Origin of the sequence: Bacillus sp. B.PNR1 (assembly GCF_030386235.1) — a bacterium.
Lineage (GTDB): Bacteria > Bacillota > Bacilli > Bacillales > Bacillaceae > Bacillus > Bacillus stercoris.
The window spans coordinates 847,452-872,372 of sequence record NZ_JANYMN010000001.1 but is presented as its reverse complement, the minus strand read 5'-3'; the positions used below and the strand labels follow the sequence as shown (position 1 = coordinate 872,372).

Here is a 24,921-nt window from a genome sequence, read left to right as displayed (position 1 = left end):
CACCTTACCATTCATTAGTTGCCGGGCTTATGCTATAATCAAACCAATCTTACCCCGGAAAGGAAGCTTTTTCATCTTGTTTAATAATTCGTTTTGGATCTTTTTTGCGATCATTCATTTTATCATTGTTCTTTTATTTTATAAAGGATTTGGCAAAATGGGACTGTTTGTTTGGATCGGTTTTGCGACAGTCTGCGCCAACCTCCAAGTCGTCAAAACAGTGGAACTGTTTGGCTTAACAGCGACACTCGGGAATGTGATGTATGGCACAATCTTTTTTGCGACAGATGTACTGAATGAAAAATACGGGCCGGCTGAAGCCAGAAAAGCGGTATGGCTCGGATTCTCAACGCTCCTGACGCTGACATTTGTCATGCAGGGCGTGCTGCTTTTCGAACCGGCTTCCAGCGACATATCACAAACAGCGCTGGAAACGATTTTTGGATTCCTTCCGCGAGTTGGGTTAGGAAGTCTGCTTGCCTTTATCTTCAGCCAAACGCTGGATGTTTATGTATATTCGGCAATTAGAAGGATATTTCCTTCTGATCGGCTTTTATGGCTCAGAAACGGCGGCAGTACAGCAGTCAGCCAGTTGTTTGATACATTCATATTCACTGCTGTCGCTTTTTTCGGCATTTATCCGGCAGACGTTTGGCTTCATATTTTTATTTCTACATATTTGATTAAGTTTGCGGTATCTTTGATTTCATTGCCTTATGCTTATGCAGCCAAAAAAATGATACCTAAAGATGAAAGGAGTTCATAATGCCTACAGAAATATATGTAGACGGCGCAAGCGCCGGTAATCCCGGGCCTTCCGGTATCGGCATTTTTATCAAACATGAGGGGAAAGCAGAATCTTTCTCTATTCCAATCGGAGTGCATACAAACCAGGAAGCGGAATTTCTTGCATTAATTGAAGGGATGAAGCTATGCGCAACGCGCGGGTATCAATCGGTTTCCTTTCGAACGGATTCAGATATTGTGGAGCGCGCCGCTGAGCTTGAAATGGTTAAAAATAAAACGTTTCAGCCGTTTGTAGAGGAAATCACCCGCTTAAAAGCAGCCTTCCCTCTATTTTTCATCAAATGGATACCGGGCAAGCAAAACCAAAAAGCCGATCTCCTGGCAAAAGATGCAATTCGGCTGAATGAAAAGAATTAAATCTTAGTCATTGGTTCATCCTAATGGCGAGGTGAACTAACATGAAAAAGAAAGATAAAGGCCGGCTGACTGGCGGCGTTACTCCGCAAGGCGACCTGGAAGGCAATACACATAATGACCCTAAAACAGAGCTTGAGGAAAGGGCAAAAAAAAGCAATACAAAACGCTAGAGAAGATCTATACGATCTCTCTAGCGTTCAGCTTTTCAAGCATGCGCTCAATTCCTTTAATTTGGTGGCGGCGAAGCATTTGAGCCGCCTGCTCCATTTGCAAAGTAAATAAAGCGTCTTTCAGTGTGCAGACCAGCGGCACAGAGCAATGAATTTCCGCAAGCTTCCTCGACATCTCCAAATCACTTAAACCTTGCTGAATTTTTCCCTGCTGTCCCTTTGGAAGAAGAGAAAGATTTTCCAATAAACGGTCAATCGTTTCATATTCACGAATCAGTTTGTAGGCTGTTTTTTCTCCAATCCCTTTGACGCCGGGATAGTTATCACTGGAATCACCCATAAGCGCTTTAATATCAATCAAAGCTTTCGGCATTACCCCTGTTTCTTCATAAAAAGTCTCTTTTGTATAGACTTTATAATTTCCGATTCCTTTTTGAAGCAGAGCAACGCTTACTTTATCCGTTAGCAGCTGGAGTAAGTCTCTGTCCCCTGTTACGACCGTAATGTCTGCTTCATTTGCAAATAAATCGGCAAGAGTTCCAATACAATCATCTGCTTCATAACCGGCAAAGCCAATATTCATGATCCCAAGCTCAGCGGCTGCTTCCTTTGCCAAATCAAACTGCGGGATCAGTTCCACAGGCGGTGCGCTGCGGTTTGCCTTATAATCTTGAAACAAGTCATTACGATACGTTTTGCTCCCCATGTCCCAACAGCAGACGACGTGTGTCGGCTGGAATGTTTCCACGGCTGTAATCAAATGCTTTAAAAAGCCATTGACGCCGTTCGTCGGCACCCCGCTGTCATTTATCATAAAGTTGCGATGTACGGCCGTGGCAAAAAAAGCCCGAAATAAAAGAGCCATGCCGTCAACCAGCAATAGTTTATTATTATTCATCTGATAACTCCCTTTTCTTTCATTCCTTCTATTTTAGCATAAAGCGGCCCAGAAATAAAAAACAGTATCTCTAATAAAGAGATACTGTTTGGGTATTATCAGTCGTTGTGTCTTTTGTTGCTGGCGATCAGCTTCTCAGCTTCGCGTCCTGCGTAAGAGTCAAAATGGGTTTGAAATCCGTTTTTCTTTTTGGCATTGTTATTCGCCTGTGCATTTCTGTTTCCCAGCTTTGTTCTGCCCAACATGAATCCCCCCTTACGTCGGATGTCCATAGTATATGCATCCGGCAGGAGGTTCAATCGCGGCAGGATCATCCAGCTTACACTCGGCTTACGTATTCTCTGACCATTTCTTTTGATACAAGCCGTCTTGTCGGGACGATGCCTTTTTTAGCGAGCTGATTCATTTGCTCGGTGATGTCATTAATAGCGTCTGTAGTAAAAGGCTCATCGTTTTTGCATTTAGCTACAGCTTCTTCAATGGCCATTTCACGCATATTTTCAAGACGCATAAATGCTTTGATATGCTCGTGCTGTTTTGATGAATGTGCTGAAATTGCTTTATGTACCTCTGACATTAATCGTTCATCTCGCTTTTTTCTATTTAGTCTATCATGCCTTGACATACAAGCCAACTGAATTTTACATTTTTATTGTATTCTCTGAACTTTTCCAGGAGATGCACGCTTGGTACGCCATTTCAATCTCTTTCGCATGTTCCCCTTCTGCATATCCTCTGAAATACGTCTCTTTTTGATCCGTTATTTGCGCGATTGCCTTTTCAGCCATATCTTCCTGTAAGCGTCTGAGGTGAGCTGTGTAATGAGAGATCAGGCTCTCTTCTTCATTTTTTATCCATGCCTCTGTGATTTTCGTAAGTTTCAACCGTACAGCTTCGATAAAGGCCGCTTTTCCTTTCTGCTCAAAAAACTGCTTCGGTGATTTGACCTCTTTTAGTTCCTTTTCAAAAACACGTTCTTCCATTTCTGGTTCAACTTCCTTCAGCTGTATGCCGCTCAAATGCTGATCACCCGCATAAATGGAAAAATAACCGTCTGCGTTTAATGTTTTTTGAAAGTTATCCAGCCATTCTTCTGTGATATGCCGTTCGATGAAACCGCTCATGCGAACATCAAGCGTTTTGATTTCCTGAATATATTCAAACTGGTATTCATGCAAGGCTGTTGTCATCGCCTTACTCACATTCTTTTTCCAATCCCCGTTTTGCAGCCCGGGATGAAATGCCGATTTTAATAAATCATTTGCAAAATACGATAATCGCTGTGTAATGTGATAAAGCTGCTCTCTTGTATCTTTTTTCACTTTCTCAATGATGGTTACTGAGTTCCGCCGTTTCTCGATACCGGCAACTGCCTGCTCAAATGACAGCATGAGACGCTGTTTCTGCGCTTCCTTCTCTTCTATGGACTGATGCTGGGATTTGTGAAGCTGGAAAACAGTTTCGCATAGTTTGTCTGCTTCCAAACTGAGCTGTGCAGCGGACGCTTTTTTTACGTCCACTTCGATAAATCGATCTAAGTGTTTTCTTACTTTCGGGAACTGGTTATAAAATGATTCCGGTTTTCCCAGCAGCTCCTCCTTACTTGAAACGGTAAAGAGCTGCGGCTCATAAACCCCTTCTTTTACAAGCTCCACGCTGACATAATCGGTCACTGTTTCAAGCTCTGTTTTATCTTTTGCAAGGTCTGCGGCATTAATAACGAAAAACATTTTATCCATGCTGAGCGATTCTTTCACAAGTCCGAGCTTCCGTAAAAATGAACGATCTCCTTTTGAAAAGGAGTGTTGATAATAGGTCATATAAAAAAATGCATCCGCATCTTTGATATATTGGAATGCCAGCTCTGTATGCCGTTTATTCATGCTGCTCGCGCCGGGTGTATCAACAATCGTAATCCCTTTTTCAGTGAGTGGGCATGTATAGTAGACCGTTACCTCTTTCACAGCACAGGCCGTTGTTTCCTCTGCTACATACGGCTTTAATTCAGACAGCGGAATCGTTAATATCTTCTGTTCCTGTATATACTGCTGATACCTCTCGTATGCAAGCAGAAAATTTCTGATCAATTTCACGTGCTCTTCTTGCAGCCTGTTTTTTTTGACTGCCTTTTCCCACTTCTCTGTGAAGGAACGACCTGTGGGTTCTTTTGATATTTCGGTGAGCTGCAAAATTTCAGCTGTTATGTCATCCTCCGTCTTAAATACTACATCCGCTGTTTTGTTTAGGCTGCCATTGATTGGCTTTGTGATTTTGTTAATTGTCGCTGTGGTTGGCGTTGGTGAGGATGGCAGCACTCTTTCGCCAACAAGCGCATTGGCAAAAGATGATTTCCCCGAACTGAAGCCTCCAAAAAGAGCAAGTGTAAATTTCCGTTCCTCAAGCCGTTTAACCCTTTCACGAAACGCTGAAATATGCTTTGACAACATGCTGCTTTCGCCTAAAACATCAGACAAAGTGTAAAAGCGTTTGATTTGGTCTTGAAGCGGCAGTTCTTGTTCTATATTGATTTCTGGATTCGGCATCGGCTGCTCCGCCAGCTGGCCTCGGCCTTGTTTCTGTTCTGGAGCCGCCACTCTTTTTTTCTTCAATTTAAACCATTCTATATCTATATGCATCGGGCATTCGGACTCTTCTTCCCAAATGGCCCACAGGCGATTGATTTTCTCGCGGGCATGATTCTCTAAACGAGCCTGTTCTTGAAGAAGGACAAGTTTTTCCGATTCTTGGACGAGCCGGTCGTTAACCGTTTGCACGTCTTTGGAAACACGCTCTTTCACCATAGCGGAGAGTACCTTTATGATGTCTGCGGCCTCTCTTTTCGCCTCTTTCCGGACCAGCTCTGCCAAGTCTTTTGTATATTGCAATACATATTCAGAAGAAAAGGCTGCACCTTGCTTGACCGCGCGTTCAATGATGCTTATATCAAGCGGAGTGCGATAGGACTGAATCAGCTTTTCACACTCAGCGTCATGGACATCAAATGCTTTGGCGAGTTTATGGAGCGTGTCTATTATGTGCCAATCCGCTTCGGCTTCTGTTCGTTTGGTCACATCAGAGAAAAAAACATTCCGCCTTTTATCTCTTTCTTGTGCAGTTTTCGCTTTAGAAAAGAAAAAGCCGGTTTTAAAAGAAGGCTTTTGTGACTCTAAAAATGCAGCCGCCAATTCACGCATTTCAAAAGGCGTCAGGTTGGCGTTTTTTAAAATACGATTGATTTCTTCCTGCATCCTCTTCTCTGCCTCAGCCGCCTGATTTGCAGCCTCATCCAATTGATCACGCAGCGATTGGACCAGTCCAGTTTGGATGTTAAGCTGTGCAACGAAACTCGGGCCGTCTGTTTCGTCTTTCTTCAGCATTTCCGTATGTTTCTTCAGCAGATTACGGATCTTTTGTTCGGTTAAAGCCTGCAAATTGTTTTTTGATTGCTTTTCTATTCTTTTTAACTCTTCTCTCAAAGCCCCAATCTGATTAAACGGGTGATCAGGTTCTGTTACTGACGTAAAATAGAGCGCTTCCTTTGAAATCCCTTCATTGCAAAGCATCTCCTCTACCTGTTTTTTATAGTCTCCAAAGTTTGTCTCCGTCTCGTCATGGCGGTCAATTTGATTAACGATAAAATACACATTCGGAATGTTTTCTTTAATTGATCTGAGAAACTTTACATTTTCCTCGGCGTGCACGTGATTATAGTGAACAACGTAAAACAGCGCATCCGCCTGGTGAAGAATAGAAGCAGCCGATAGAAAATGAGCATCATCTGTTGAATCGATCCCTGGAGTATCAATATACGCAACCCCGGGATCGATCTCAGTATACCTGTCAAAAATTTCGACGCTTTCAATCTGTTCACCGTCTTTGCAATATTGCTGTACCTTGTCTTTCTGGTAAGCCCCTTCCAGCTCAGCACACGCTCCGTCTGTTGTATGAAGCCGAACTCGCTTTTCCCCGTTTCTGATCACAACAAGGTTAGCGCTCGTTGGGATCGGGCTTGTCGGCAAAATATTCTCCATTAACAGGCAGTTCAGCAGTGATGATTTCCCCGCTGAATAATGCCCCGTAAACGCGATATAAACCTCTTCATCTGCCGCTTTTTTCATGACCGCAGCCAGTTTAGCAGCCCTTTGTTCATCTTGATTCTCAATAAATTGCTGATAAAGTTCCCCAGTTTTGTGCAAAAGCTCTTTTCTGTTTTGATCTGTCATAAGTCTGAACCCCTTTGTGCCGTTTCAATTGTGAACCTTTTTCGAAAGATCTGAATTCATTCCCTTTTCATTTTACACAAGAATAAACCAAATTTCTTTAGGAGAATAGAAAAAAGCCGCCATTATGGCAGCTTCTATAAAAGAAAATCTGCAACTTTTACAAGTTCCAGATTCATCAAACAGATTTATTAGAGATTCCTTTTAATACAAAACCAATTAATACACTATATGTACAAACCGCTCCGAGCAAAAACAGCATTGTCATTTGATTCACCATCCTGATTGAGAATCTTTTTCAAATTCATTTTAACATGAGTGAGAATGATTTTCAATCGCTATTTTACACTGTATTCCTGTAATGCCTTGTCTTCTGCGCGAATTCTGACGGTTAACAACACGGCATTTAAAATGGAAAACAGACACATGGTGACATACGCTTGATAAAGCAGCGGAATCAGCAAAATTTCAAGTATAACAACAGCATAGTTTGGGTGTTTCATCCATTTATAAGGACCTTTTTTTACAAGCTCTGCACCTGGAACGACAAGGATTTTCGTATTCCAATTTGCTCCTAAGGAACAAAGCGCCCAATATCGCACTGCCTGTACACTTAAAATAACTGCGGCGATACCGACCCACCAGCTTGACGGCTGTTTATTCATCAGCAGCACTTCGGCAATTAAGGACAGGAAAAAAAGGATATGCATCGTAATGATATACGGATAGTGGCTCTCGCCAAATTCAATTGCTCCTTGCTTCTTTACCTTTTGTTCATTTTGTCTGGCCACTGCCATTTCTGCTGCTCTTTGAACAATGAGAATGGCGATCAACAACCAAAACATAAGTCAAGCCCCCTTTTCCCAGCTGAATAATAGCAGTTCTGATGAGAAACCCGGCCCTAATGCGCCAATCAGTCCCCGTTCAGCTTCCTTTTTATGTCCGTTCTGCAGATGGTCTTTGACCACATACAAGATTGTGGCTGAAGACATATTTCCGTGCTTTCGCAATATGTTTTGCGCTGATGAAAGCTTTTCTGACGACAGTCCAAGACTTTTGATGTATGCGTCGATCACTTTTTTTCCGCCTGGATGCGCCAAAAAAACACTGATATCACGGAATGACAGCTGATGTTTATCCAAAAAAATCTGTACATTTGTTTTGAGCCAATTTTCTACCAAAGTTGGTATGTCTCGTGAGAAAATGACTTTGAATCCTTGATCGGTAAAGTCCCAGCCCATGACATCTTCTGATTGTTTCATCAAAACAGATTGGAAGTCTGTTATCTTCGGGGCAAGCTTCAGTTTGGACACCGTGCGTTCTGCCTTCTCTCCGCATAATAACGCTGCGGCAACGCCGTCACCAAATAGCGAGGTGCCGATCAGATTGCTTTTCGTTTTATCTTCCGGCTGAAATGTCAGACTGCACAGCTCAGCAGCAATGACAAGCACAAAAGCCTCCGGATACGCTTTGCAGTATTCGGCTGCGCGCGCAAGCCCGCTGGCCCCTCCTGCACAGCCTAAGCCCCAAATCGGAACCCGCTTCGTATATGGAGAAAACGGAAGTTCATTCATAAGCCGCGCCTCGATACTCGGTGTGGAAAGACCTGTGCTGGAGACGAAAAAAACCGCTTCCACTTTCTCATAAGGTATGGCTTCTTGAACAAATTCAGGGTGAGAGAGGCACTCACGAACAGCCTCCCTGCTGTGCTTAAGTGTTTCTTCTATGTATATTTGATTTTTTTCTTCAAAGCTGTGCTCCTCTTTATACCATTCAATCGGCTTAACAAACTGTCTCGAATGGATTTGCCCGTTTTTAAAGGAGGATAACAGCCGGTCAATATCCTTAAAGGAATGCTGAAACATATAGCGGGCGAACTCAGCCGCTTTCTCTTGATTTACATCATATACAGGAAGACTTGTTCCAATGGATAAAATAAACGCCATGCAATCACCTCTTTGCATACATTGTGCCGCAACGATCTTTTTTATATGCAAAAAAAACTCCGCCGCGGCGGAGTTAGACTGCTGTTTTTTGTTCCGTAAGGTCAGCTTCTTGTTCTGTTTTTTTGGCTTTAGAAAATACGTTATATACAATATTTAAGACAACTGCAGTGAAGCTGCCCGCCACAATGCCATTCGTTGTAAGAAGCGTTAAGGCACTCGGAAGCTGTTTGAAAATATCCGGCACAACGGTCACACCGAGTCCCAAACCCACTGAGCAGGCAACAATCAGCAGATTTTCCTGTTTCGCAAAATCAATGCGGCTAAGCATTTTAATTCCGTAAGCGATCACCATTCCAAACATCGCAACCATTGCACCGCCCAAAACAGCAGATGGAATAATCGTCGTGAAAGCAGCGATCTTTGGAAACAGCCCGAATGCCATTAAGATCACACCTGTGACCACAATGACAGCATTTTTTTTGATTCCTGTGAGCTGAACAAGCCCGACATTTTGAGAGAATGCCGTGTAAGGAAAAGCGTTAAAAATACCGCCCAGAAGCACAGCCAGCCCTTCAGCGCGATAGCCTTTAGACAAATCTCTCTCTGTCAAACGGCGGTTTGTCAGGTCACCTAAGGCGAAGTAAACACCAGTAGACTCCACAAGACTGACAATCGCAACGATAGACATCGTAATGATAGGCGCTGCATGAAAAGACGGCGCTCCGAAGTAAAATGGCTGAATCATTTGTACAACTGCCGCATCCGACACATTAGCAAGTTGAACTTTCCCCATAAAATAAGCGATGAAGGTCCCAATCAAAATACCGATCAAAATCGAGACGGACTTGATAAAGCCTTTTGTAAAACGGTATAGAAGCACAATGATACTCAAAACGATAAAAGCAAGGGCAAGGTTGGAGAGATCTCCGAAATCTGCACTTCCTTCTCCGCCAGCCATGTTATTCATGGCAACCGGCATCAAAGTAATACCGATAATCGTAACAACAGAGCCTGTCACAACCGGCGGAAAAAACGAGACGAGCTTTCCAAAGAAAAATGAAATAAGTATGACTAGAATGCCTGAAGCAATAATGCTTCCGTAAACCGTCGAAACCCCGTATTCAGATCCAATCGCAATCATCGGCGATACCGCTGTAAATGTACAGCCAAGCACTACCGGAAGTCCGATCCCGAAAAAGCGGTTGCTCCATACTTGCAGAAGTGTAGCCACACCGCACATAAAAATATCAATCGATACTAAGTAGGTCAGCTGTTCGACAGTCAGTCCCATTGCTTTTCCGACAATCAGAGGAACGACAATGGCACCGGCATACATGGCAAGAACATGCTGAATCCCTAATGACAGCGTTTTGCCGAATCCATTTTTCATGAATGAACCTCCTGTACGAAGGACACTTTCCCTTCTTCTAAAGACCGAATTCTTGCCAAAGATTCCACTCGGTAGCCCAGTTTTACAAGTTCATCTCTTCCCGGCTGAAATGACTTTTCAATCACAATGCCAATTCCTGCAATAGAAGCACCCGCTTGCTTCACAATTGACGCGAGCCCGTGCGCTGCCTGTCCATTTGCCAAAAAATCATCGATAATCAGCACATGGTCCTGATCCGACAGGTGGGTCCCAGACACCGCGATTTGGCTTTCTGTTTGCTTCGTAAAGGAATAAACGGACGCTGTCAGCAAGTTGTCAGTAAGTGTTAATGATTGATGCTTTCTTGCGAAGACAACAGGTACACCCAGCTTCAAGCCTGTCATTACAGCGGGAGCGATACCTGATGATTCGATTGTCACAATTTTGGTAATACCGTCTTGTGCAAACCTGGTCGCAAATTCGTCACCAATTTTCTGCATAAGCAGCGGATCAATTTGGTGATTCAAAAAAGAATCCACTTTCAATACTTGATTTGATAATACGGCGCCTTCTTCCTCTATCTTCCTTTTCAGTGCTTCCATCCAGTCTTACCTCCGTTATGAGAATAAAAAAGCATTGCCCGCTCAAATAAAGAGCAAGCAATGCTGATATAACAAAAAACCGTACATATGCGGTTCCATTGCTCACCCATAGTCGGGACATTTACGGTGCCCGGTAGAAACTTGCGTGCCATATCCACGCGATTATATGAGTGTTCCTATGATATTGTAATAAATTATATCAAGATTCTAATCTCTTGCATAGGCTGAAAGTGAAAATTTCCGAACTTTATTTTCTTTATTTTAGATATCATTCGTATTTAAAAGGAATCCGATCATAAAAAGCCTGGCGGCCGCGCCGCCAGGCTTTGATTATGCCAAATAGAGATTTGAATATTTGGTTGATAAATAGTCAATTAAATAGCGAACGTTCAGTTCTTCTCCTGTCGCATCTTTAATAATGTCTAACGGCTTTTTCCGTTTTCCATGAATATGCACCTTTTCCGTCAGCCATTGCTTTATCGGATGAAATTCCCCTCTTTCTAAGAGAGCGTCAAATTCAGGGAGATCCTCAAGCATTTTTTGTTTCAGCTGAGCCGCATACATGTAGCCGAGCGCATAGGATGGGAAGTAACCGAAATCTCCTCCTGCCCAATGGACGTCCTGTAAAATCCCCTCTGCATCCGTCTGCGGTGTAATCCCTAAATAATCTTGGTATTTTTGATTCCAAAGCGATGGCAGTTCTTCTACAGACACTTCATTGCTGAAAATCGCTTTTTCAATTTCATAACGGATGATGATATGAAGAGGATACGTCAATTCATCCGCTTCAACCCTGATAAATGAAGGTTTTGATTCATTGATTGCCCGGACAAAATCATCCAGGGAGATGTCCTTGAACTGTTCAGGTGATGCCTCTTGAATTTTCTTATAGTACGGTGTCCAAAAATGCTTGTTGCGGCCGATAAAATTCTCGTAAAATAATGATTGAGATTCATGAATTCCCATTGATGCACCGTCTGACAAGTTCGTACCGCTCAGCGCTTCATCAATATTTTGCTCGTATATCGCGTGCCCGCACTCATGAATGGTGCCAAAGATTGCCGTCCGAAAATCTTTTTCATCATATCTCGTCGTGACTCGAACGTCTCCCCGGTTCAGCGTAGTTGCAAACGGATGAACGGTTTCATCAAGTCTTCCGCCATCAAAATCGTAGCCAAGCTCCTGTAAAAAATACAGACTGAGCTCTTTTTGCTTTTTTTTCGGGAACGCTTTTGTAATAAAGCTTGTATCTGGTTTATTTCCGGAAGCTGTCACCTGTTTAACAAGAGGGATAATCGCTTCCTTCAGCTCAGCAAACAGCTGATCAAGCACCTTTACCGTAACACCGGGCTCAAACAAATCAAGCAATGCATCATAAGGATGCTCTTGATATCCCCAGTACGTAATAAAACGTTTATTACATTCAATCAGCTGCTCTAAATAAGGAGAAAACAAGCTGAAATCAGATTTTCCTTTCGCTTCCTCCCATGCTGTTTCTGCCTTTGAACACAGAATTACGTATTCTTTGTATTCAGCCTCAGGGATTTTCTTATTCTCTTCATACTCTTTTTTTGCCAGTTCCACCGCTTTTTTCGTATCTTCTGACAAGTCATCAAATCGTTCATACAGGGCATCGATTAGCTCTTTCATTCGATCGGATGTCTGGATATTGAATATATCTGTTGAAAGCTGGCCGATGCTTTCAGCCCGGTCCTCTGAGCCGTTTTTCGGCGCGCCAGTTCTGGAGTCCCAGTGCATTAACGCGACTGCTTCGCTGTAATGTGAAATTCGTTTTAAAAGATCAAAAAATTCCTTTTCATATGTATGTATCTCCATATCCATTCCCTCCCTATTCTAGCCGTTCCATTACAGGCTAATGGAAGGGGGAATGAAAGTCAAATTGTTTGTATAAAAGGCTGCCGGTACGTTTGGCGGCAGCCTTTTATTCAGTTGATCGTCATTTGATTTTTTGGCGGAGGTGTTCTCCTCTTTTTCTGTTTGATTTTTTTATCCACCCACACTGTTGCCAGCGGGGTTAAGAGCGAGGTGACAATTACGCTCGTCGCTATAATTGCAGTTGCCGATTCAGCAACTGGGGCAAATGAGGCATTCGCTTCCGCTAATGCGTATGGGACAGCTACAGCCGCCCCCGCCGTAGAAGAAGCCGCCACACCCGCGACACCGTCCCCCCGCGCGACAAAACGATCAAGCAAAAACAAGGAGCTGCCCGATAAAATGACGACAGAAACTCCGATAAAAATGCCGAGCAGCCCTGATTGGATCAGCATTCCAAAATTCAAGGTATTGCCGAGCGAAAAGGCGAAAAATGGAATGATCGCTGGCACAACCTTGCTGAATAAGTCCCTGAGATCATGATCCAGATTTCCAAGTATACATCCGAGCAAAAACGGGATGACTGTCGCTGCCAGCGTTTCCCATGGGAATGCGGCAAGTCCCGTCACACCAAACGTCACCATGGTCATAAAAGGACCTGATTCTGTACTAATAAAGGCGAAAGCGCCCGCATCCTCTTTTCTTCCCATATGGTTCATAAGCGCCAAATACAGTCCGCCGTTCGTTTCATTCATTACCGCGACAATTGCTAAAACAGAAAGGCCTGCAAAAAAGCCGGATTGTATGCCATCGTCTGGTATAAATTGCGCTGCGATCACGCCGAGCAGCGCCGCAAATCCGACCTTTCCCAATAATAACGTGATTCCTTTTCTTGCGATGTAGCCTGAGGAACGAAAATCAATCGTTGCTCCTACGCAAAAGATAAAAACACCCAGTATCGGCAGCGTTCCGGTAATCAAAGCACCCGTAAAACCTCCAAAGAACTCCGCTGTTCCAGGAGCAAACGTGTTGAGCGCCGCTCCAAGAAATAGCGGAATAATCATCATTCCGCCAGGTACCCGTTCAATTGTCGCCTTGATTTTCATATTGTGGATTCTCCCATCCTCCGGTTATGAAAAAACAATTCCACTTACACTTGGAAAACAGCCTGCAAATCCTCTTTTGAACAGCTGCCCAGCTGGCTGCCGACTCCGACGGCGCCAGCTCCGGCTCTAAGCCAATCCGGCACTTCAGACGGATGTATCCCGCCTGTCGGAATAAAGGTCACCTGCGGGAAAGGGCCCGCTAAATTTTTCATAAACGGAATTCCAAACACACCGCTTGGGAACAGTTTTAATGTAGTAAAACCGCATGTCAGCGCTTCTATAATTTCGCTCGGAGTCAAGACGCCGGGGATATAATGTGTCTTTACAAAAGAAAGGTGTTCAGCAAGATCAGCTGAAAAACCCGGACTGACAATAAACTGTGCGCCAGCCTCAGCAGCTTCCCCAGCTTGCTGCGCGGTGATGACCGTGCCCGCGCCAATTAAAATATCGTCTCTATTACGGAAGGTTTCGATAATATCTGATGCCCCGGGCGTCGTATACGTCACTTCAACTGCACGAATCCCTTTATCTAATAAACTCTCAATCTGCTGACAGGCATCCTGTTTATCCTTTGAGCGAATGACTGCAATCAGCCTGGCTTCTTGCAGACGGTTTTCAACGATTTTGGAATCCATATTAATAATCCCCTTTCTTTTGGTAAACCGTTCTTTGAGCAGATAAAAACGAAGCTAATTTCTCCCTGGTCGGCAAACCGTCCATATCCCCCGGTGCCTGCACTTGCAAAGCGCCAATCGCATTCCCTCTTTGCACCGCATCCTTGTACGACAAACCATCTAGGATACCGCTGATCACACCGACTGCAAATCCGTCTCCGGCGCCGACTGTATCAACCACCTGATCGACCCTGCAGCCTTCTAGAAATCCTTCACTTGTCTCCGTTTTAAAGTAAGCGCCTTCTTTTCCGAGTTTAATAGCAACAAAGCTGACTCCTTTTTTCAGATAATAATCAGCAATACCTTCAGGTGTTTTTTCTCCGGTCAATAGCTCTCCCTCTGTGATCCCCGGAAAAAACCAGTCTGCAAGCCCAGCCAGATCATTGATTGTGTGTATCATTGTTGCTTGATCAGGCCAAAGCGAAGGCCTTAAATTAGGGTCGAATGAAATGGTTTTCCCGGCGTTTCTCATGTCGTTCATGACATGATACGTGAAGTCTTTCATATCGGCTGATAAGGCAGGCGGAATGCCTGTCACATGCAAATGGCCTGCGCATTGAAAATAATCTTTTGGATATTCAGCAGAAGTTAATGTGCTTGCAGCTGAGTTTTTCCTATAGTAGGTAACTTGCGGGTCGCCTTCCTTCACTTTTGACTTCAGCAACAGCCCGGTGGGATTTTCGTCCTGCGAGCGGATCACGCGGGACACATCCACTCCCTCTTTTTTAAGCTCCTGTACAATAAACGTGCCGAGCTGATCATTGCCGACCTTGCTCATCCATCCCATTCGGAATCCGAGTCTGGCAAGGCCGCAGGCGACATTGCTTTCTGCTCCGGCAAGCCCTTTAGAAAAAGTGGATACTTCATGAAGGCCTCCATACTCATTTGCGTAAAACATGGCCATTGATTCACCGAATGTCACCGCATCAAGCTTCATCTCTTCCCAACCTCCTCTTAGTTGAGGGCACCTAGGATTAAAGTGACTTTCTCATGATGACTTTTGCCTCCAATTCAATGGTTTGAGGCGCTCCTTTGTCACCTTCAATCCTTTTTAATACACGTTCCATCGCCGTCCTGCCCATATCATGTGACGGCTGAGCGATCGTTGTAATGCCTGGACCGATCAGTTTGTACCATTCCGTATCATCGAACCCTGCAATCCCTATATCTTGAGGGATGCGCAGGCCAAGCTCTTCCATACAGCTGATGATTTTCAGCATAATCAAGCCATTCAAAGCCAGAATCGCTTTTTTTTGCTCCGGCATCTCCTTGTGAAAAGAACGAAGCGCCGCTTTAAGCTGCTCCTTGTCCTTTACGTCAATTTCATACATTCTGACAAGCCCGTTCACATTTTGAACCGCAGCCATTTCCTGATACACCGCTGCTCTTTCTGCACGAGGGCTGATAGAGGAAATTGGTTCGGTAAACAGCGCGACATCAGTATACCCTTTGCTGTAAGACTTCTGAAGAATCTCTTTAGTGATCGATCTGTTGTCAGTCGTTACGGTATCCAGTTTCAGATCCGGCAGTTTCCGGTCAATTAAGATCGTCGGAATGTGCTGTTCAGCAAAAGCGCGCAGCAAATCCTTGTTTTCCCCTGTTGCGTTTAAAATCAGGCCCTCAACCGAATGGGCTTCTAGCTTTAAGAGCATTTCCCGCTCTTTTTCAGGACTGTTATCTGTGTTGCACACCATAATGCTGTAGCCATATTGATCACAAACCTCTTCGACTCCCCTAAAAGCAGCGACCGAAAAAGGGTTTGTAATATCCGCTACAACAAATCCAATTAACTTGCTTTTTTTTATTTTCAAACCTTGGGCCATTTTACTCGGCCGATAATTCAGTTCTGCGATTGCCTTTTTAATGTTTTTCACTTTTTCAGGAGAAATCGCGTCAATTTTTCCGTTAATATAGCGGGAAACTGTTGATTTCGAAACTCCTGCATATTCAGCTACATCTTTGATGGTTGTATGGCCTGTTGTTTTCTTTTTCATTCAAGTACTCCTGTATCTCTTATATTTGAAACCGATTTCAAAACCGTTACAACAAAAGAATACCATAATTTTAACATTTGGGAAGAGTTTTTTTAATAATGTGTCAATTCATTATTTTTTCGTTGACTCTTTACACTATTTATCCTAAAATTTTCTTTGAAACCGTTACCAAAATATTTTCATTCAAGTGATGCTGAAATCCTAACCAAGGGGGAAATATAATGGAAAATCGTTATTCTGTACATCCTGAACAAGTAAAACGCTTTACAACAGAGGAGCTTCGCAGTCATTTCTTAATGGATTCTTTATTTACAGAAAACAAACTTACGATGTATTACTCACATGAAGACCGGGTTGTCATCGGCGGAGCGGCTCCAGGGCAAAGTGAACTGAAGCTTGATGCAGGTGATTTTCTAAAAACAGACTTCTTTTTGGAACGGCGTGAAATCGGGATTATTAATGTCGGCCAGCCTGGTGCTGTCAGGGTTGGCGATGATGAATATGTGCTTCAAACAAAGGATTTTCTCTATATTGGAATGGGCAATCAGGATGTATCGTTTTCAAGCTTGAACGGGGAAAAAGCGAAGTTTTACTTCGTCTCCTCCTGCGCCCACAAAAGCTATCCGACACAAAAAGCCGCCCTATCTGAGCTGACACCGGACCGCCTTGGTGATGATGCAGCGTCTAATGTCAGAAGCCTGTACAAAGTCATACATCAGGATGGCATTAAAAGCTGCCAGCTGATGATGGGAATAACGATGTTAGATCAAAACAACAACTGGAATACCATGCCGGCTCACGTTCATGACCGTCGGATGGAGGCTTATCTTTACCTGGATCTTGAAAAAGACTCAAAGGTGTTTCATTTCATGGGCCAGCCAGACGAAACACGCCACCTTGTGGTTGGTAATGAGCAGGCTGTCCTTTCCCCCGCCTGGTCTATTCATTCTGGCGCAGGAACATCAAATTACAGCTTTGTGTGGGCGATGGCTGGAGAAAATTATACTTTTACGGACATGGATCTCATTCCGATGGATGGGCTGAAATAAGATGGGTTATCTGCATGACGCCTTTTCACTAGAAGGAAAAACAGCGCTGGTGACAGGCCCGGGAACAGGGATCGGTCAAGGAATTGCCAAAGCGCTGGCCGGGGCTGGCGCTGATATTATCGGCACATCACATACAAGCAGTCTGTCTGAAACACAGCAGCTTGTGGAACAGGAAGGCCGGACATTTACATCTTTTACATTGGACATGAGCAAGCCGGAAGCGATCAAGAATTCAGCAGCTGAGCTGTTCGAAAACAGGCAGATCGACATCCTTGTTAATAATGCGGGTATTATTCATCGAGAAAAAGCGGAACATTTTGCAGAAGAGAACTGGCAGCACGTACTGAATGTCAATCTAAACAGCTTGTTTATTCTGACACAGCTGGCAGGCAGACACATGCTGAAAAGAGGTTATGGAAAGATAATTAATATCGCCTCTCTCCTGTCTTTTCAAGGCGGGATACTCGTTCCTGCTTACACCGCGAGCAAACACGCTGTTGCCGGTTTGACAAAATCCTTTGCAAATGAGTGGGCAGCATCGGGCATTCAGGTCAATGCAATCGCCCCAGGCTATATTTCTACTGCGAATACAAAGCCTATTCGGGATGATGAAAAGCGAAATGAGGACATTTTAAAAAGAATTCCTGCCGGCCGCTGGGGCCAAGCGGATGATATCGGAGGGACAGCAGTCTTTTTGGCGTCACGTGCTTCAGATTATGTGAATGGACATATCTTAGCTGTTGATGGAGGCTGGCTATCCCGCTGACAATGAAAAAAGCTGACGAACAAGATCGTCAGCTTTTCCTATTACATCATATGCGGTTCAACAGGCAGGACCTTTTTGACCTCATCAATGATGCGTTCATTTTCTCCGCCAGCGTAAATGTGAATCGAGCCGCTGTCTTGATTCGAGCGAATCAGACGCCCGATGCCCTGCCGTACGCGTAACAACATATATGGCAGATCCACTTCTTCGAACGAATCTTTTTTCGCTCCGTTGCGTTTCGCAGTAAATACAGGGTCATGAGGCGGGAATGGCAATGACCAAATTGTAACATTCCTCAATGCGTCACCAGGAATATCGAGTCCTTCCCATAAGTGAACCGAACAAAGTACTGTTTCCTCTTCCTCTTGGAATTTCTCCACTAAGCTGCTGATTTCTTCATCACCTTCAAAGAAAATCGGATACGGCAGCTCCCATGCAGCCGACAGCTCTTTAAACTCGTTTAATTCTTCAAAAGAAGGGAATAGCACAAGGGTTCTACCTTTGTAACGTTTGATTGTTTCAATCGTCTCAGCCGCTTTTTGTTCAGCCGCCATGTCTGTTTTTGTGTATAGATTAACAGTCATTTGCTCGTCATAATCATAAGGGGAATCAACAGTTAATGACAAATAATCATGAATCCCGAGACTGTCGGCAATATAATCAAATGAACCGCCTTCTGACAACGTAGCAGACGAGAAGATATAAGGGATTTTCTTAGAAAACACCTTTTCGCCAAGTACTTCTGCTACCGTTCTCGGCATCACGACAAAAGTGGATTCTGCTTCCTTTTTCTCCAGCCAGCTGATCGCGTCCTTTTGATATAGAGATAATGAATACGCCATTTGTTCAACATACTCTTCTACAACTGACAGCTCGTATTGATCAATCGTGTACATTTCAGACTCGAATACAAGTGCCTCACCGATTTTATCAAGTAAACGGCAAAGCTCGTCCGCCGTCTTTTTGACACGCTGGTCATTTTTTATTTCTAAACGGTGTGAACCGGCTACTTCTTTTGATTCTTCAGAAAGAACATAGAAAAATTCGTCGTTTGCAGCAAGTGCATCTTCAATCAATTCTGCAAACTCTTCTCTGATGTCATTTTGCAGCAAACGTTCTAAAAACAATTCAAGTGTAGACTGCTTCACTCTGTAGGTAAGCGCTTTTTGTGCAGCAAACTCTAGCAAATGCCCTTCATCAAATACAACTGCACTATGATCAGGCAAAAGCGGCAGCTGTCCTTCTCGTTTGCGTGATTCTTCCGTCCATACATGCTCCATATAAAAATCATGAGAACATATGATTAAGTCCGTTGACTTGCGGTAGTAATCTCTGGAAAGCGTCAGGCCGCATCTGTGTCTCATATCACAAGTCAGACAGTCCTGAAACGAGTCGTAGCTTACGTCAGACCATTCTTCATTTGATAGATTTGCGTACTGCTTACGGTCGCCATACGGATAAAAGCGCTGCATCGCCTGTGACTCATGGACAAATGACGGTAACGATTCATAAAGATCCAGCCATTTATCATCATCAGAACGCTGCATTGTTTTTTCAAGCTTCTTCAAGCATAAATATTGCTCATGTGATTTTGACAGCCTTGTATCAATTTTCAGATCAAGATGCTCAGCCAGCTTTGAAATATCGCCCTCTTTTTTCACCAGCTGTTCGATTAATGTTTCATCGGCACAAGCAATGATGGCCGGTTTGCCGACATACCTTGCATAGCTGATCGCAAACAGAAGATAAACCAGCGTTTTCCCCGTTCCCACTCCAGCTTCGGCGAACATGACTTTTTTCTCTTTAAACGCCCGCTCCAGCTGAAAAGCCATAAATACTTGCTCATCCCGAAGATCAAACCCTTTTTCGGGAAGGATATCGTAAAACACGTCACCAATCCAATTGTTCAATTCTTCATAAAAATTCTTTGTTTTCGTTAAAGAAAAAGGCAAACGTGATGTTGTCACCTAGTTCCAACCCCCAACTATTCGACATTCAGACCACCAATAATATCATTTTCCGCTGATGAATACAATAAAAAAACTTGGCATTGCCAAGTTTTTTGCAGTTTACTTGCGATTGATCACATGCGACGATAAAAAAGGATGGTCTGTTGAATAAATATGTTCTACCGCTTTTTCTAAATCATTTTGCGCATGCGACATCACAGACGGAGACGAATCAGTCCCGAGCTCCTTTAGCTCGTTTGCTGTTGCGTCAAGCGCCCTTTGAATAAGATTAAAATGTTCGCTGTTCAGCATGAGATCACCTCTGATGGAAATAATCATCATTGTATGCGAACTTTTCATTTTATATACATGCTTTACCGCATGTTATCCCCGAAACTTGCACAAACTACACTTGATATTCCGTCTTTGGATTATCCGTCTTATCAACAATATTCTATCAGGGAGTGATGTTGACATGAGTTATAGAAACCGATTAGATCAGCATTCTGAACTGTTTCATCACAATTGGACGCGGCCTAAACGTTCTAAGTCTCAAGTAAACGGTCACACTGAAATGTCCCAAACCAACATTATATTGAGAAGCAATGCGAAAGCTCACCGTTGGTAACGATAGAATATGGCTGAAAGATGAAAGAAGACGCATGCAGAGCGTCTTCTTTTTATTCGTTTTCTGTTTTCTTGCGCTGCGGTCTTACTTTTGACCAATATTGATAATAATCCGTTTTAATAAACCCGTTAAAGAGCTTGCGTTTCTTCGTTGCTTTTCTGCCGTATGCTTCATCAAAGTTTTCATTTGATGTCAGCATATACACAGACCAAGTATCAAGCGGCTCGAACGCCTGCCCCATTTCTTTGTACATCTGTTCAACAGCTTTTTTCTCGCCGAGACGCTCTCCATATGGCGGATTGCCGACAATTACGCCAAACTCCAGATTCGTTGTGAAGTCTTTGACCTGCATCTGCTTAAATTGGATGAAATCTCCCAGTCCTGCTTCCTCTGCATTTTCTTTAGCGATTTGAACCATGCGGTGGTCTATATCGCTTGCGAAAATCGTAAGCGGCTGGTCATAGTTTGCCTTTTCTTCGACCTCAAGCCGCGCTTTGTCCCACAGGTCTTTGCCGATCCATTCCCAATCCTCTGAGACAAAATCGCGGTTGAATCCCGGAGCGATGTTTTGGCCGATTAATGCCGCTTCAATCGCGATTGTTCCGGAACCGCAGAAAGGATCGGCAAACGGACGGTCCGGCGTCCAATTGGTTAATTGCACCAAAGCGGCTGCAAGTGTTTCTTTAATCGGCGCACCGCCCTGATCGACACGGTATCCTCGTTTGTGAAGGCCTGTCCCTGATGAGTCCAGTGTAATAAGAGCCTGATCTTTCAATAAAGAAATTTCCACTTTATACTCGGCACCTGTTTCTTCAATCCAATCATTGGCTTTGCCGGACTGCAGCTTTAGCTTTTCGACAATTGCTTTTTTGACAATCCGCTGACAGTCGGGAACGCTTGCGAGTGTTGATTTTACCGATTTTCCGATGACAGGGAATTTCCCGTTTTCAGGTATAAATGAGCGCCAGTTAATCGCTTTCGTTTTTTCAAACAGTTCATCAAATGTTTTCGCTTTAAAAGAAGCAACCTGAACCTTTATGCGGTCGGCTGTTCTAAGCCAAAGGTTTGCACGGCAGATGGCGAGCGCATCACCTTCAAAAATAACTTTCCCGTTATCAACCTTGCATTCGTATCCTAAATCTCTTACTTCCTTTGCGACAACAGCTTCAATACCCATTGGTGCCGTTGCAATTAGTGTATACTTCTTCATCGTATCACCCTGTCTTTTAAAACTTTTCTCATTTCAAGATAAAAGCTCTCCTTATACGGGAGAGCTTGTTTTCATCATTTTAAATGTAAGTGGTCTAACGTTCTGTAAGCCATGTTTTGTTCCGTCGTACTGCAAACGGCTTATCACCTCGTACTCAGGCGGCAATCATCTATCTACAGAAAGCATTCTGTCCTTCTCTCCGTTGAATTCCGTTAAGAAGGTTCCCCTACCAAAATTTGGGTTTCTCGCTCGAGGGGTTTACCGCGTTCCACTCTCACCATTTCTAGTGAGACTTCGTCACTGTGGCACTTTCAAGGATACTCAGCCATATCCAGAGAACGTAGGCTTTTTTCCTGCCGTCAGCCCCTAAAGGCTGCCCTAGCTTATGACTTCGCTAGGCACGAACACTACGGGCATCTCAGCACCGTGCGAGCATGGACTTTCCTCTACAGATTCAAGATCTGCAGCGATTACCCGAACGTTAAGAACATGAATTATTATATAACAACTGATTACAATTTACAAGCGCCATTTTTTTCAAGCGCGTCAATCATAAAGCTTGCTGCCAAAAACGTGTTTTTCTAAGTTAGACAGCCGTTTTAAAATATCAAAGTTTGTTGTGTTAGATTGCACAGGCTGTTTCTTGCTGGCTTCTTCAAGCTGTTTTTTCAGCTGCAGATTTTCCTGCTGCAGTTCTTCAATCTCTTGATGGAAGGTTTCATAATCCTTAATAATCATATCTAAAAATTTGTCAACGTCTTCTTGCTTGTAGCCTCTAACGCCTGTTTTAAATTCTTTTTCCAAAATTTCTTTCGCAGAAAGCTTTACTTTATCAGCAAGCATCTTTTTCACCTCGTATCGTGAATCATCACATATATTTTTTCAGAAATCTGTACGGTTGTCAAATTTCTCTCTCTTTGTTAGTAGCTGTCTTCCTCCACTGTCACTCTCAAGTCATCCATCGTGATAAAATAGATGGGATACCCGTCCCGTTCGTGTCTCTTTTCAGCCGTCTCAAGCATATACTTTGGAGATCCTTCCTTTTCAGGATCATATAACAGCATCAAGGCGTCTGATTTTTCTATAAAAAACTGATTTTTTTGTTTAAACTGAAGCGGGCTTTCATACGGCCTGTGAGTCAGGCTTTCTTCGTAGTCAGCCTGTGCCAGGACAGCTTCGTAAAGCTCTTTATTAGGCTCTTTCCAGTTCTTGTCCTGATCGTAGAAAGGGGTAATTACAGCTACCTTTAAATCAGGGTATTCCTCCTGCAAATCATATGCAGCTTCAGCAGCCCACAGCTCCGCTCCAAGCTGTCCCGAAATTAAAATCCATTCTAAACCCTCATCTAAAAATCCGATCAGCCGGTTTTTAATCGCTTTTTTTATGTAATACAGCGCCTTATCATCCTGCTTAAAAATCCCCAATTCAAACGGTTTATATCCCGTAATAGCCAAAACTTTCAAGTTTTCACCTACTTTTAAAAAATGGGGTCCCCTTCAGGGCCCCATTTTTATTGTTGCGTGTTACACCAATCAGTCTGCACGATTCAATACTAATCGCAGCAAGGTTTTCCTGCCTGAAAATGCTGATGTGTTGTCGGATCATAGCTAGAGTATGTGTGTGGATAGTAGTGAACATGCTCAAAATGATGGTGATTTACATTTGTCGTATGCTGTGGATGAATATGCGGCACGACAGTATTGGAAAACGTATGGTGCTCACAGCAATGCGTAGGATGGACAATCGGCGCCATCACGTGCGGTCTGCAGTGGTACATAATAAGATCCCCTTTCCATAACTTTATTACAATATTAGGTTATGAAACATAAGGGGTACATGTTCTAATACAAAAACCTATTTTAAAAGTGTGCAATTAAGCTGTCTTTAAAGTTTGAAAACACAAAAGCAATCAAAAATACCACAACAAAGAACAAGTAAAAAACACCCTTATACATACCAACTCTCCCTTTAAAAATAACTAACGTCATTTTACAGGATTCGCCGCTATTCTACAACAAAATCACTGTGAATTCAGCAAAAAAAATTCATAGCGAAACAAGTCGTCTTTTGCGCTTTCCCGGGGAATATTTAAGAGGAATATTTCCTCTTCAGCCGGGCGATTCTCATATGCAGTTTTTCTGTTTCTTTTTCTGATAAAAATGCCGCATCGCTAAGCAGTTGTTCTGCTATCTGCAATGCTTTTCCGAATTCTTTTTTCTTATGCTCAAAATATTTCGCGAGCTCTATTACAGCAGCGTATCTGCACTTCTGATTTTGCGAGCAGGACAGTTTTTCCCAAAGCTGCACTGCATCTTCCAAGCGGTTTTGTTTTTTGTACAGGAGCGATAAATCCAGTCGTGCACTGTCCTGATCCTCAAACGGTTTTTCTATAAGCCTTTCCAGCTGTTTGATCGCTTGATCCATCTCTTTATGAGCCATAAACCATTTGGCCATGGCATAAGCTTCACTGTGTTCTTTTGGCGCATGTGATTCTGAAAGGATTTTTTTAGACATATGAATATACAATGAAATAAGGGATAGCACATCCATTTCATTATGCTGCAGGACGCCTTTTAGAAGATCCGGCTCTTGCGCCTTGATAAAATGAAAATAAAGCATCGGCGCCAAGTAGCCCGGTGTGTCTTCTAGTCTGCGGATGCCGAGCTCTTCTTTTTCAACCGTGCCGAGGGATACACGGTCCATTTTGTGTTTCCACAGGCGTCTAGCTCCATGTAAAAGGTCAAAGTGGCCGAATTCCGGAAGCTTCGGAAGTCTGTCACGGATCAAGGTATGCCTTGTTTTCACCTGAGGCCAATCAAAGGCTTTGCCGTTGTAGGTCACAAGTGATGTAATGTCAACCTCGCTTAAAAAGCTTTGATACAAGGCGACTTCGTTCCCCGGCTTAGGCAAAAGATGCTGTTTGACTGTCACTCGGTCTTCATACACTCTCGCATGGCCAAGCAAAAAAATGGTATTCCCAGCTCCGCCTCCAAGACCGGTTGTTTCTGTATCAAAGAAAAAGAGATTGTTTTTGTTATACCCTTTTGCTGACAACGTATGCGACAGGCCGCTTTGATTCCACAATGTGATCACTTCCTCAAGTTCAGAAAAATGGTATAACCCATGCCGGTGAGAAAGCGGATATTCTACTTCTCTGATGAGGCAGTATTCATCTTCGAAAAAGAAAGGCTTCATGCCAAAAGCCTCCCACTCTTCTAAAAACGGGATGTCATCAAAGTGGTTTTCTTGTTTGCCAGCTTCTATTTTTTGTTCTCCTTCGTCGAGCACCATGTGCTTTTTCATACGCTGGAGTTTCCCTTTTAATGACATATCCAACCTCCCT

At 43.5% G+C, this 24,921-nt stretch carries 28 protein-coding genes, 1 other RNA gene and 1 riboswitch; of the genes, 6 read left to right on the top strand and 23 right to left on the bottom strand.

Features of this window, described 5'->3' with window-relative positions:
- The first annotated feature begins 76 nt into the window (after window positions 1–76).
- Genes NZD81_RS04845 through sspL form a run of 3 tightly spaced genes read left to right on the top strand, consistent with a single transcriptional unit; the run spans window position 77 to window position 1,334 of the window.
- A complete protein-coding gene (locus NZD81_RS04845) occupies window positions 77–766 on the top strand; it encodes a queuosine precursor transporter (RefSeq protein WP_134975414.1) in 690 nt (229 codons plus the stop codon).
- Entirely contained in the window at window positions 766–1,164 is a 399-nt protein-coding gene (locus NZD81_RS04840; RefSeq protein WP_069149758.1) for a reverse transcriptase-like protein, read from the top strand. Before NZD81_RS04845 ends, NZD81_RS04840 begins: the two co-directional genes overlap by 1 nt.
- Window positions 1,165–1,205: 41 nt before the next feature.
- Window positions 1,206–1,334 (top strand): small, acid-soluble spore protein L, encoded by a 129-nt coding sequence (sspL, locus tag NZD81_RS04835; protein WP_003218255.1) that lies wholly within the window; start codon window positions 1,206–1,208, stop codon window positions 1,332–1,334.
- 7 nt (window positions 1,335–1,341) lie between these two features.
- On the opposite strand, the gene exnP is transcribed toward sspL, so the two are convergent.
- The 14 genes from exnP to kdgR form a co-directional block, all read right to left on the bottom strand.
- Complete coding sequence (gene exnP, locus NZD81_RS04830; RefSeq protein ID WP_014664347.1) at window positions 1,342–2,232, bottom strand: 5'-3' exonuclease ExnP; 891 nt, start codon at window positions 2,230–2,232, stop codon at window positions 1,342–1,344.
- Window positions 2,233–2,330: 98 nt separating this feature from the next.
- Window positions 2,331–2,477 carry a hypothetical protein gene (locus NZD81_RS04825; RefSeq protein ID WP_003230761.1) on the bottom strand — a complete coding sequence of 49 codons (147 nt, stop codon included), beginning with the start codon at window positions 2,475–2,477 and terminating at the stop codon, window positions 2,331–2,333.
- Window positions 2,478–2,551: 74 nt separating this feature from the next.
- Entirely contained in the window at window positions 2,552–2,809 is a 258-nt protein-coding gene (locus NZD81_RS04820; RefSeq protein ID WP_014664348.1) for a YpbS family protein, read from the bottom strand.
- A gap of 64 nt (window positions 2,810–2,873) precedes the next feature.
- On the bottom strand, window positions 2,874–6,455 hold the full coding sequence (gene dynA, locus NZD81_RS04815) for a dynamin GTPase (RefSeq protein ID WP_282374321.1): 3,582 nt from the start codon (window positions 6,453–6,455) through the stop codon (window positions 2,874–2,876).
- A 175-nt stretch (window positions 6,456–6,630) separates the two neighbouring features.
- Window positions 6,631–6,720, bottom strand: coding sequence for a Fur-regulated basic protein FbpC (gene fbpC / locus NZD81_RS04810; RefSeq protein WP_100069434.1), 90 nt, complete (start codon window positions 6,718–6,720; stop codon window positions 6,631–6,633).
- 70 nt (window positions 6,721–6,790) lie between these two features.
- Window positions 6,791–7,297: an alkylpyrone methyltransferase gene (bpsB, locus tag NZD81_RS04805; protein WP_282372446.1), complete on the bottom strand. Its 507-nt coding sequence runs from the start codon at window positions 7,295–7,297 to the stop codon at window positions 6,791–6,793.
- 3 nt (window positions 7,298–7,300) lie between these two features.
- A complete protein-coding gene (gene bpsA / locus NZD81_RS04800) occupies window positions 7,301–8,398 on the bottom strand; it encodes a type III polyketide synthase BpsA (RefSeq protein ID WP_282372447.1) in 1,098 nt (365 codons plus the stop codon).
- 73 nt (window positions 8,399–8,471) lie between these two features.
- A complete protein-coding gene (gene pbuX / locus NZD81_RS04795) occupies window positions 8,472–9,788 on the bottom strand; it encodes a xanthine permease PbuX (protein ID WP_282372448.1) in 1,317 nt (438 codons plus the stop codon).
- Window positions 9,785–10,369: a xanthine phosphoribosyltransferase gene (xpt, locus tag NZD81_RS04790; protein ID WP_014664353.1), complete on the bottom strand. Its 585-nt coding sequence runs from the start codon at window positions 10,367–10,369 to the stop codon at window positions 9,785–9,787. Before xpt ends, pbuX begins: the two co-directional genes overlap by 4 nt.
- Window positions 10,370–10,458: 89 nt before the next feature.
- Window positions 10,459–10,559, bottom strand: a riboswitch (purine riboswitch).
- Between the two features lie 140 nt (window positions 10,560–10,699).
- Entirely contained in the window at window positions 10,700–12,205 is a 1,506-nt protein-coding gene (ypwA, locus tag NZD81_RS04785) for a carboxypeptidase (protein ID WP_136654132.1), read from the bottom strand.
- A 110-nt stretch (window positions 12,206–12,315) separates the two neighbouring features.
- Window positions 12,316–13,308, bottom strand: a complete 993-nt coding sequence (gene kdgT, locus NZD81_RS04780) for a 2-keto-3-deoxygluconate transporter (protein ID WP_136654133.1) — start codon at window positions 13,306–13,308, stop codon at window positions 12,316–12,318.
- Between the two features lie 44 nt (window positions 13,309–13,352).
- The gene (gene eda / locus NZD81_RS04775; RefSeq protein WP_282374322.1) at window positions 13,353–13,943 is read right to left on the bottom strand and encodes a bifunctional 4-hydroxy-2-oxoglutarate aldolase/2-dehydro-3-deoxy-phosphogluconate aldolase; all 591 of its coding nucleotides are present in this window, start codon (window positions 13,941–13,943) and stop codon (window positions 13,353–13,355) included.
- Between the two features lies 1 nt (window position 13,944).
- Complete coding sequence (gene kdgK / locus NZD81_RS04770) at window positions 13,945–14,919, bottom strand: 2-dehydro-3-deoxygluconokinase (protein WP_282372450.1); 975 nt, start codon at window positions 14,917–14,919, stop codon at window positions 13,945–13,947.
- Between the two features lie 37 nt (window positions 14,920–14,956).
- A complete protein-coding gene (kdgR, locus tag NZD81_RS04765; protein ID WP_282372451.1) occupies window positions 14,957–15,976 on the bottom strand; it encodes a pectin utilization transcriptional regulator KdgR in 1,020 nt (339 codons plus the stop codon).
- A 221-nt stretch (window positions 15,977–16,197) separates the two neighbouring features.
- On the opposite strand from kdgR, the gene kduI reads away from it, so the two are divergent.
- Both kduI and kduD read left to right on the top strand, forming a co-directional pair.
- Window positions 16,198–17,025: a 5-dehydro-4-deoxy-D-glucuronate isomerase gene (gene kduI, locus NZD81_RS04760; protein ID WP_069149766.1), complete on the top strand. Its 828-nt coding sequence runs from the start codon at window positions 16,198–16,200 to the stop codon at window positions 17,023–17,025.
- Window position 17,026: 1 nt separating this feature from the next.
- Window positions 17,027–17,791: a 2-dehydro-3-deoxy-D-gluconate 5-dehydrogenase KduD gene (gene kduD / locus NZD81_RS04755; protein ID WP_014664360.1), complete on the top strand. Its 765-nt coding sequence runs from the start codon at window positions 17,027–17,029 to the stop codon at window positions 17,789–17,791.
- A 41-nt stretch (window positions 17,792–17,832) separates the two neighbouring features.
- Here the strand turns inward: kduD and NZD81_RS04750 are convergent, their stop codons facing one another.
- Both NZD81_RS04750 and NZD81_RS04745 read right to left on the bottom strand, forming a co-directional pair.
- Complete coding sequence (locus NZD81_RS04750; protein ID WP_282372454.1) at window positions 17,833–19,758, bottom strand: ATP-dependent DNA helicase; 1,926 nt, start codon at window positions 19,756–19,758, stop codon at window positions 17,833–17,835.
- Between the two features lie 102 nt (window positions 19,759–19,860).
- Window positions 19,861–20,052 carry a hypothetical protein gene (locus NZD81_RS04745; protein WP_014664362.1) on the bottom strand — a complete coding sequence of 64 codons (192 nt, stop codon included), beginning with the start codon at window positions 20,050–20,052 and terminating at the stop codon, window positions 19,861–19,863.
- 163 nt (window positions 20,053–20,215) lie between these two features.
- Between NZD81_RS04745 and NZD81_RS04740 the strand changes: the two genes are divergently transcribed.
- Window positions 20,216–20,368: a YpzG family protein gene (locus NZD81_RS04740; protein ID WP_010327933.1), complete on the top strand. Its 153-nt coding sequence runs from the start codon at window positions 20,216–20,218 to the stop codon at window positions 20,366–20,368.
- Window positions 20,369–20,420: 52 nt separating this feature from the next.
- On the opposite strand, the gene NZD81_RS04735 is transcribed toward NZD81_RS04740, so the two are convergent.
- The 7 genes from NZD81_RS04735 to mrfB form a co-directional block, all read right to left on the bottom strand.
- The gene (locus NZD81_RS04735; RefSeq protein ID WP_282372455.1) at window positions 20,421–21,578 is read right to left on the bottom strand and encodes a THUMP domain-containing class I SAM-dependent RNA methyltransferase; all 1,158 of its coding nucleotides are present in this window, start codon (window positions 21,576–21,578) and stop codon (window positions 20,421–20,423) included.
- Between the two features lie 100 nt (window positions 21,579–21,678).
- Window positions 21,679–22,060: RNase P RNA component class B (rnpB, locus tag NZD81_RS04730), an RNA gene on the bottom strand.
- A 64-nt stretch (window positions 22,061–22,124) separates the two neighbouring features.
- Complete coding sequence (gene gpsB / locus NZD81_RS04725) at window positions 22,125–22,421, bottom strand: cell division regulator GpsB (protein WP_003225629.1); 297 nt, start codon at window positions 22,419–22,421, stop codon at window positions 22,125–22,127.
- Window positions 22,422–22,498: 77 nt separating this feature from the next.
- The gene (locus tag NZD81_RS04720) at window positions 22,499–23,041 is read right to left on the bottom strand and encodes an SLOG family protein (RefSeq protein WP_040082811.1); all 543 of its coding nucleotides are present in this window, start codon (window positions 23,039–23,041) and stop codon (window positions 22,499–22,501) included.
- 89 nt (window positions 23,042–23,130) lie between these two features.
- On the bottom strand, window positions 23,131–23,355 hold the full coding sequence (gene cotD, locus NZD81_RS04715) for a spore coat protein CotD (protein ID WP_040082809.1): 225 nt from the start codon (window positions 23,353–23,355) through the stop codon (window positions 23,131–23,133).
- Between the two features lie 82 nt (window positions 23,356–23,437).
- Entirely contained in the window at window positions 23,438–23,566 is a 129-nt protein-coding gene (locus NZD81_RS04710; protein WP_003230707.1) for a hypothetical protein, read from the bottom strand.
- A 100-nt stretch (window positions 23,567–23,666) separates the two neighbouring features.
- Entirely contained in the window at window positions 23,667–24,908 is a 1,242-nt protein-coding gene (mrfB, locus tag NZD81_RS04705; RefSeq protein ID WP_172640331.1) for a metal-dependent exonucleaseMrfB, read from the bottom strand.
- Window positions 24,909–24,921: the final 13 nt, after the last annotated feature.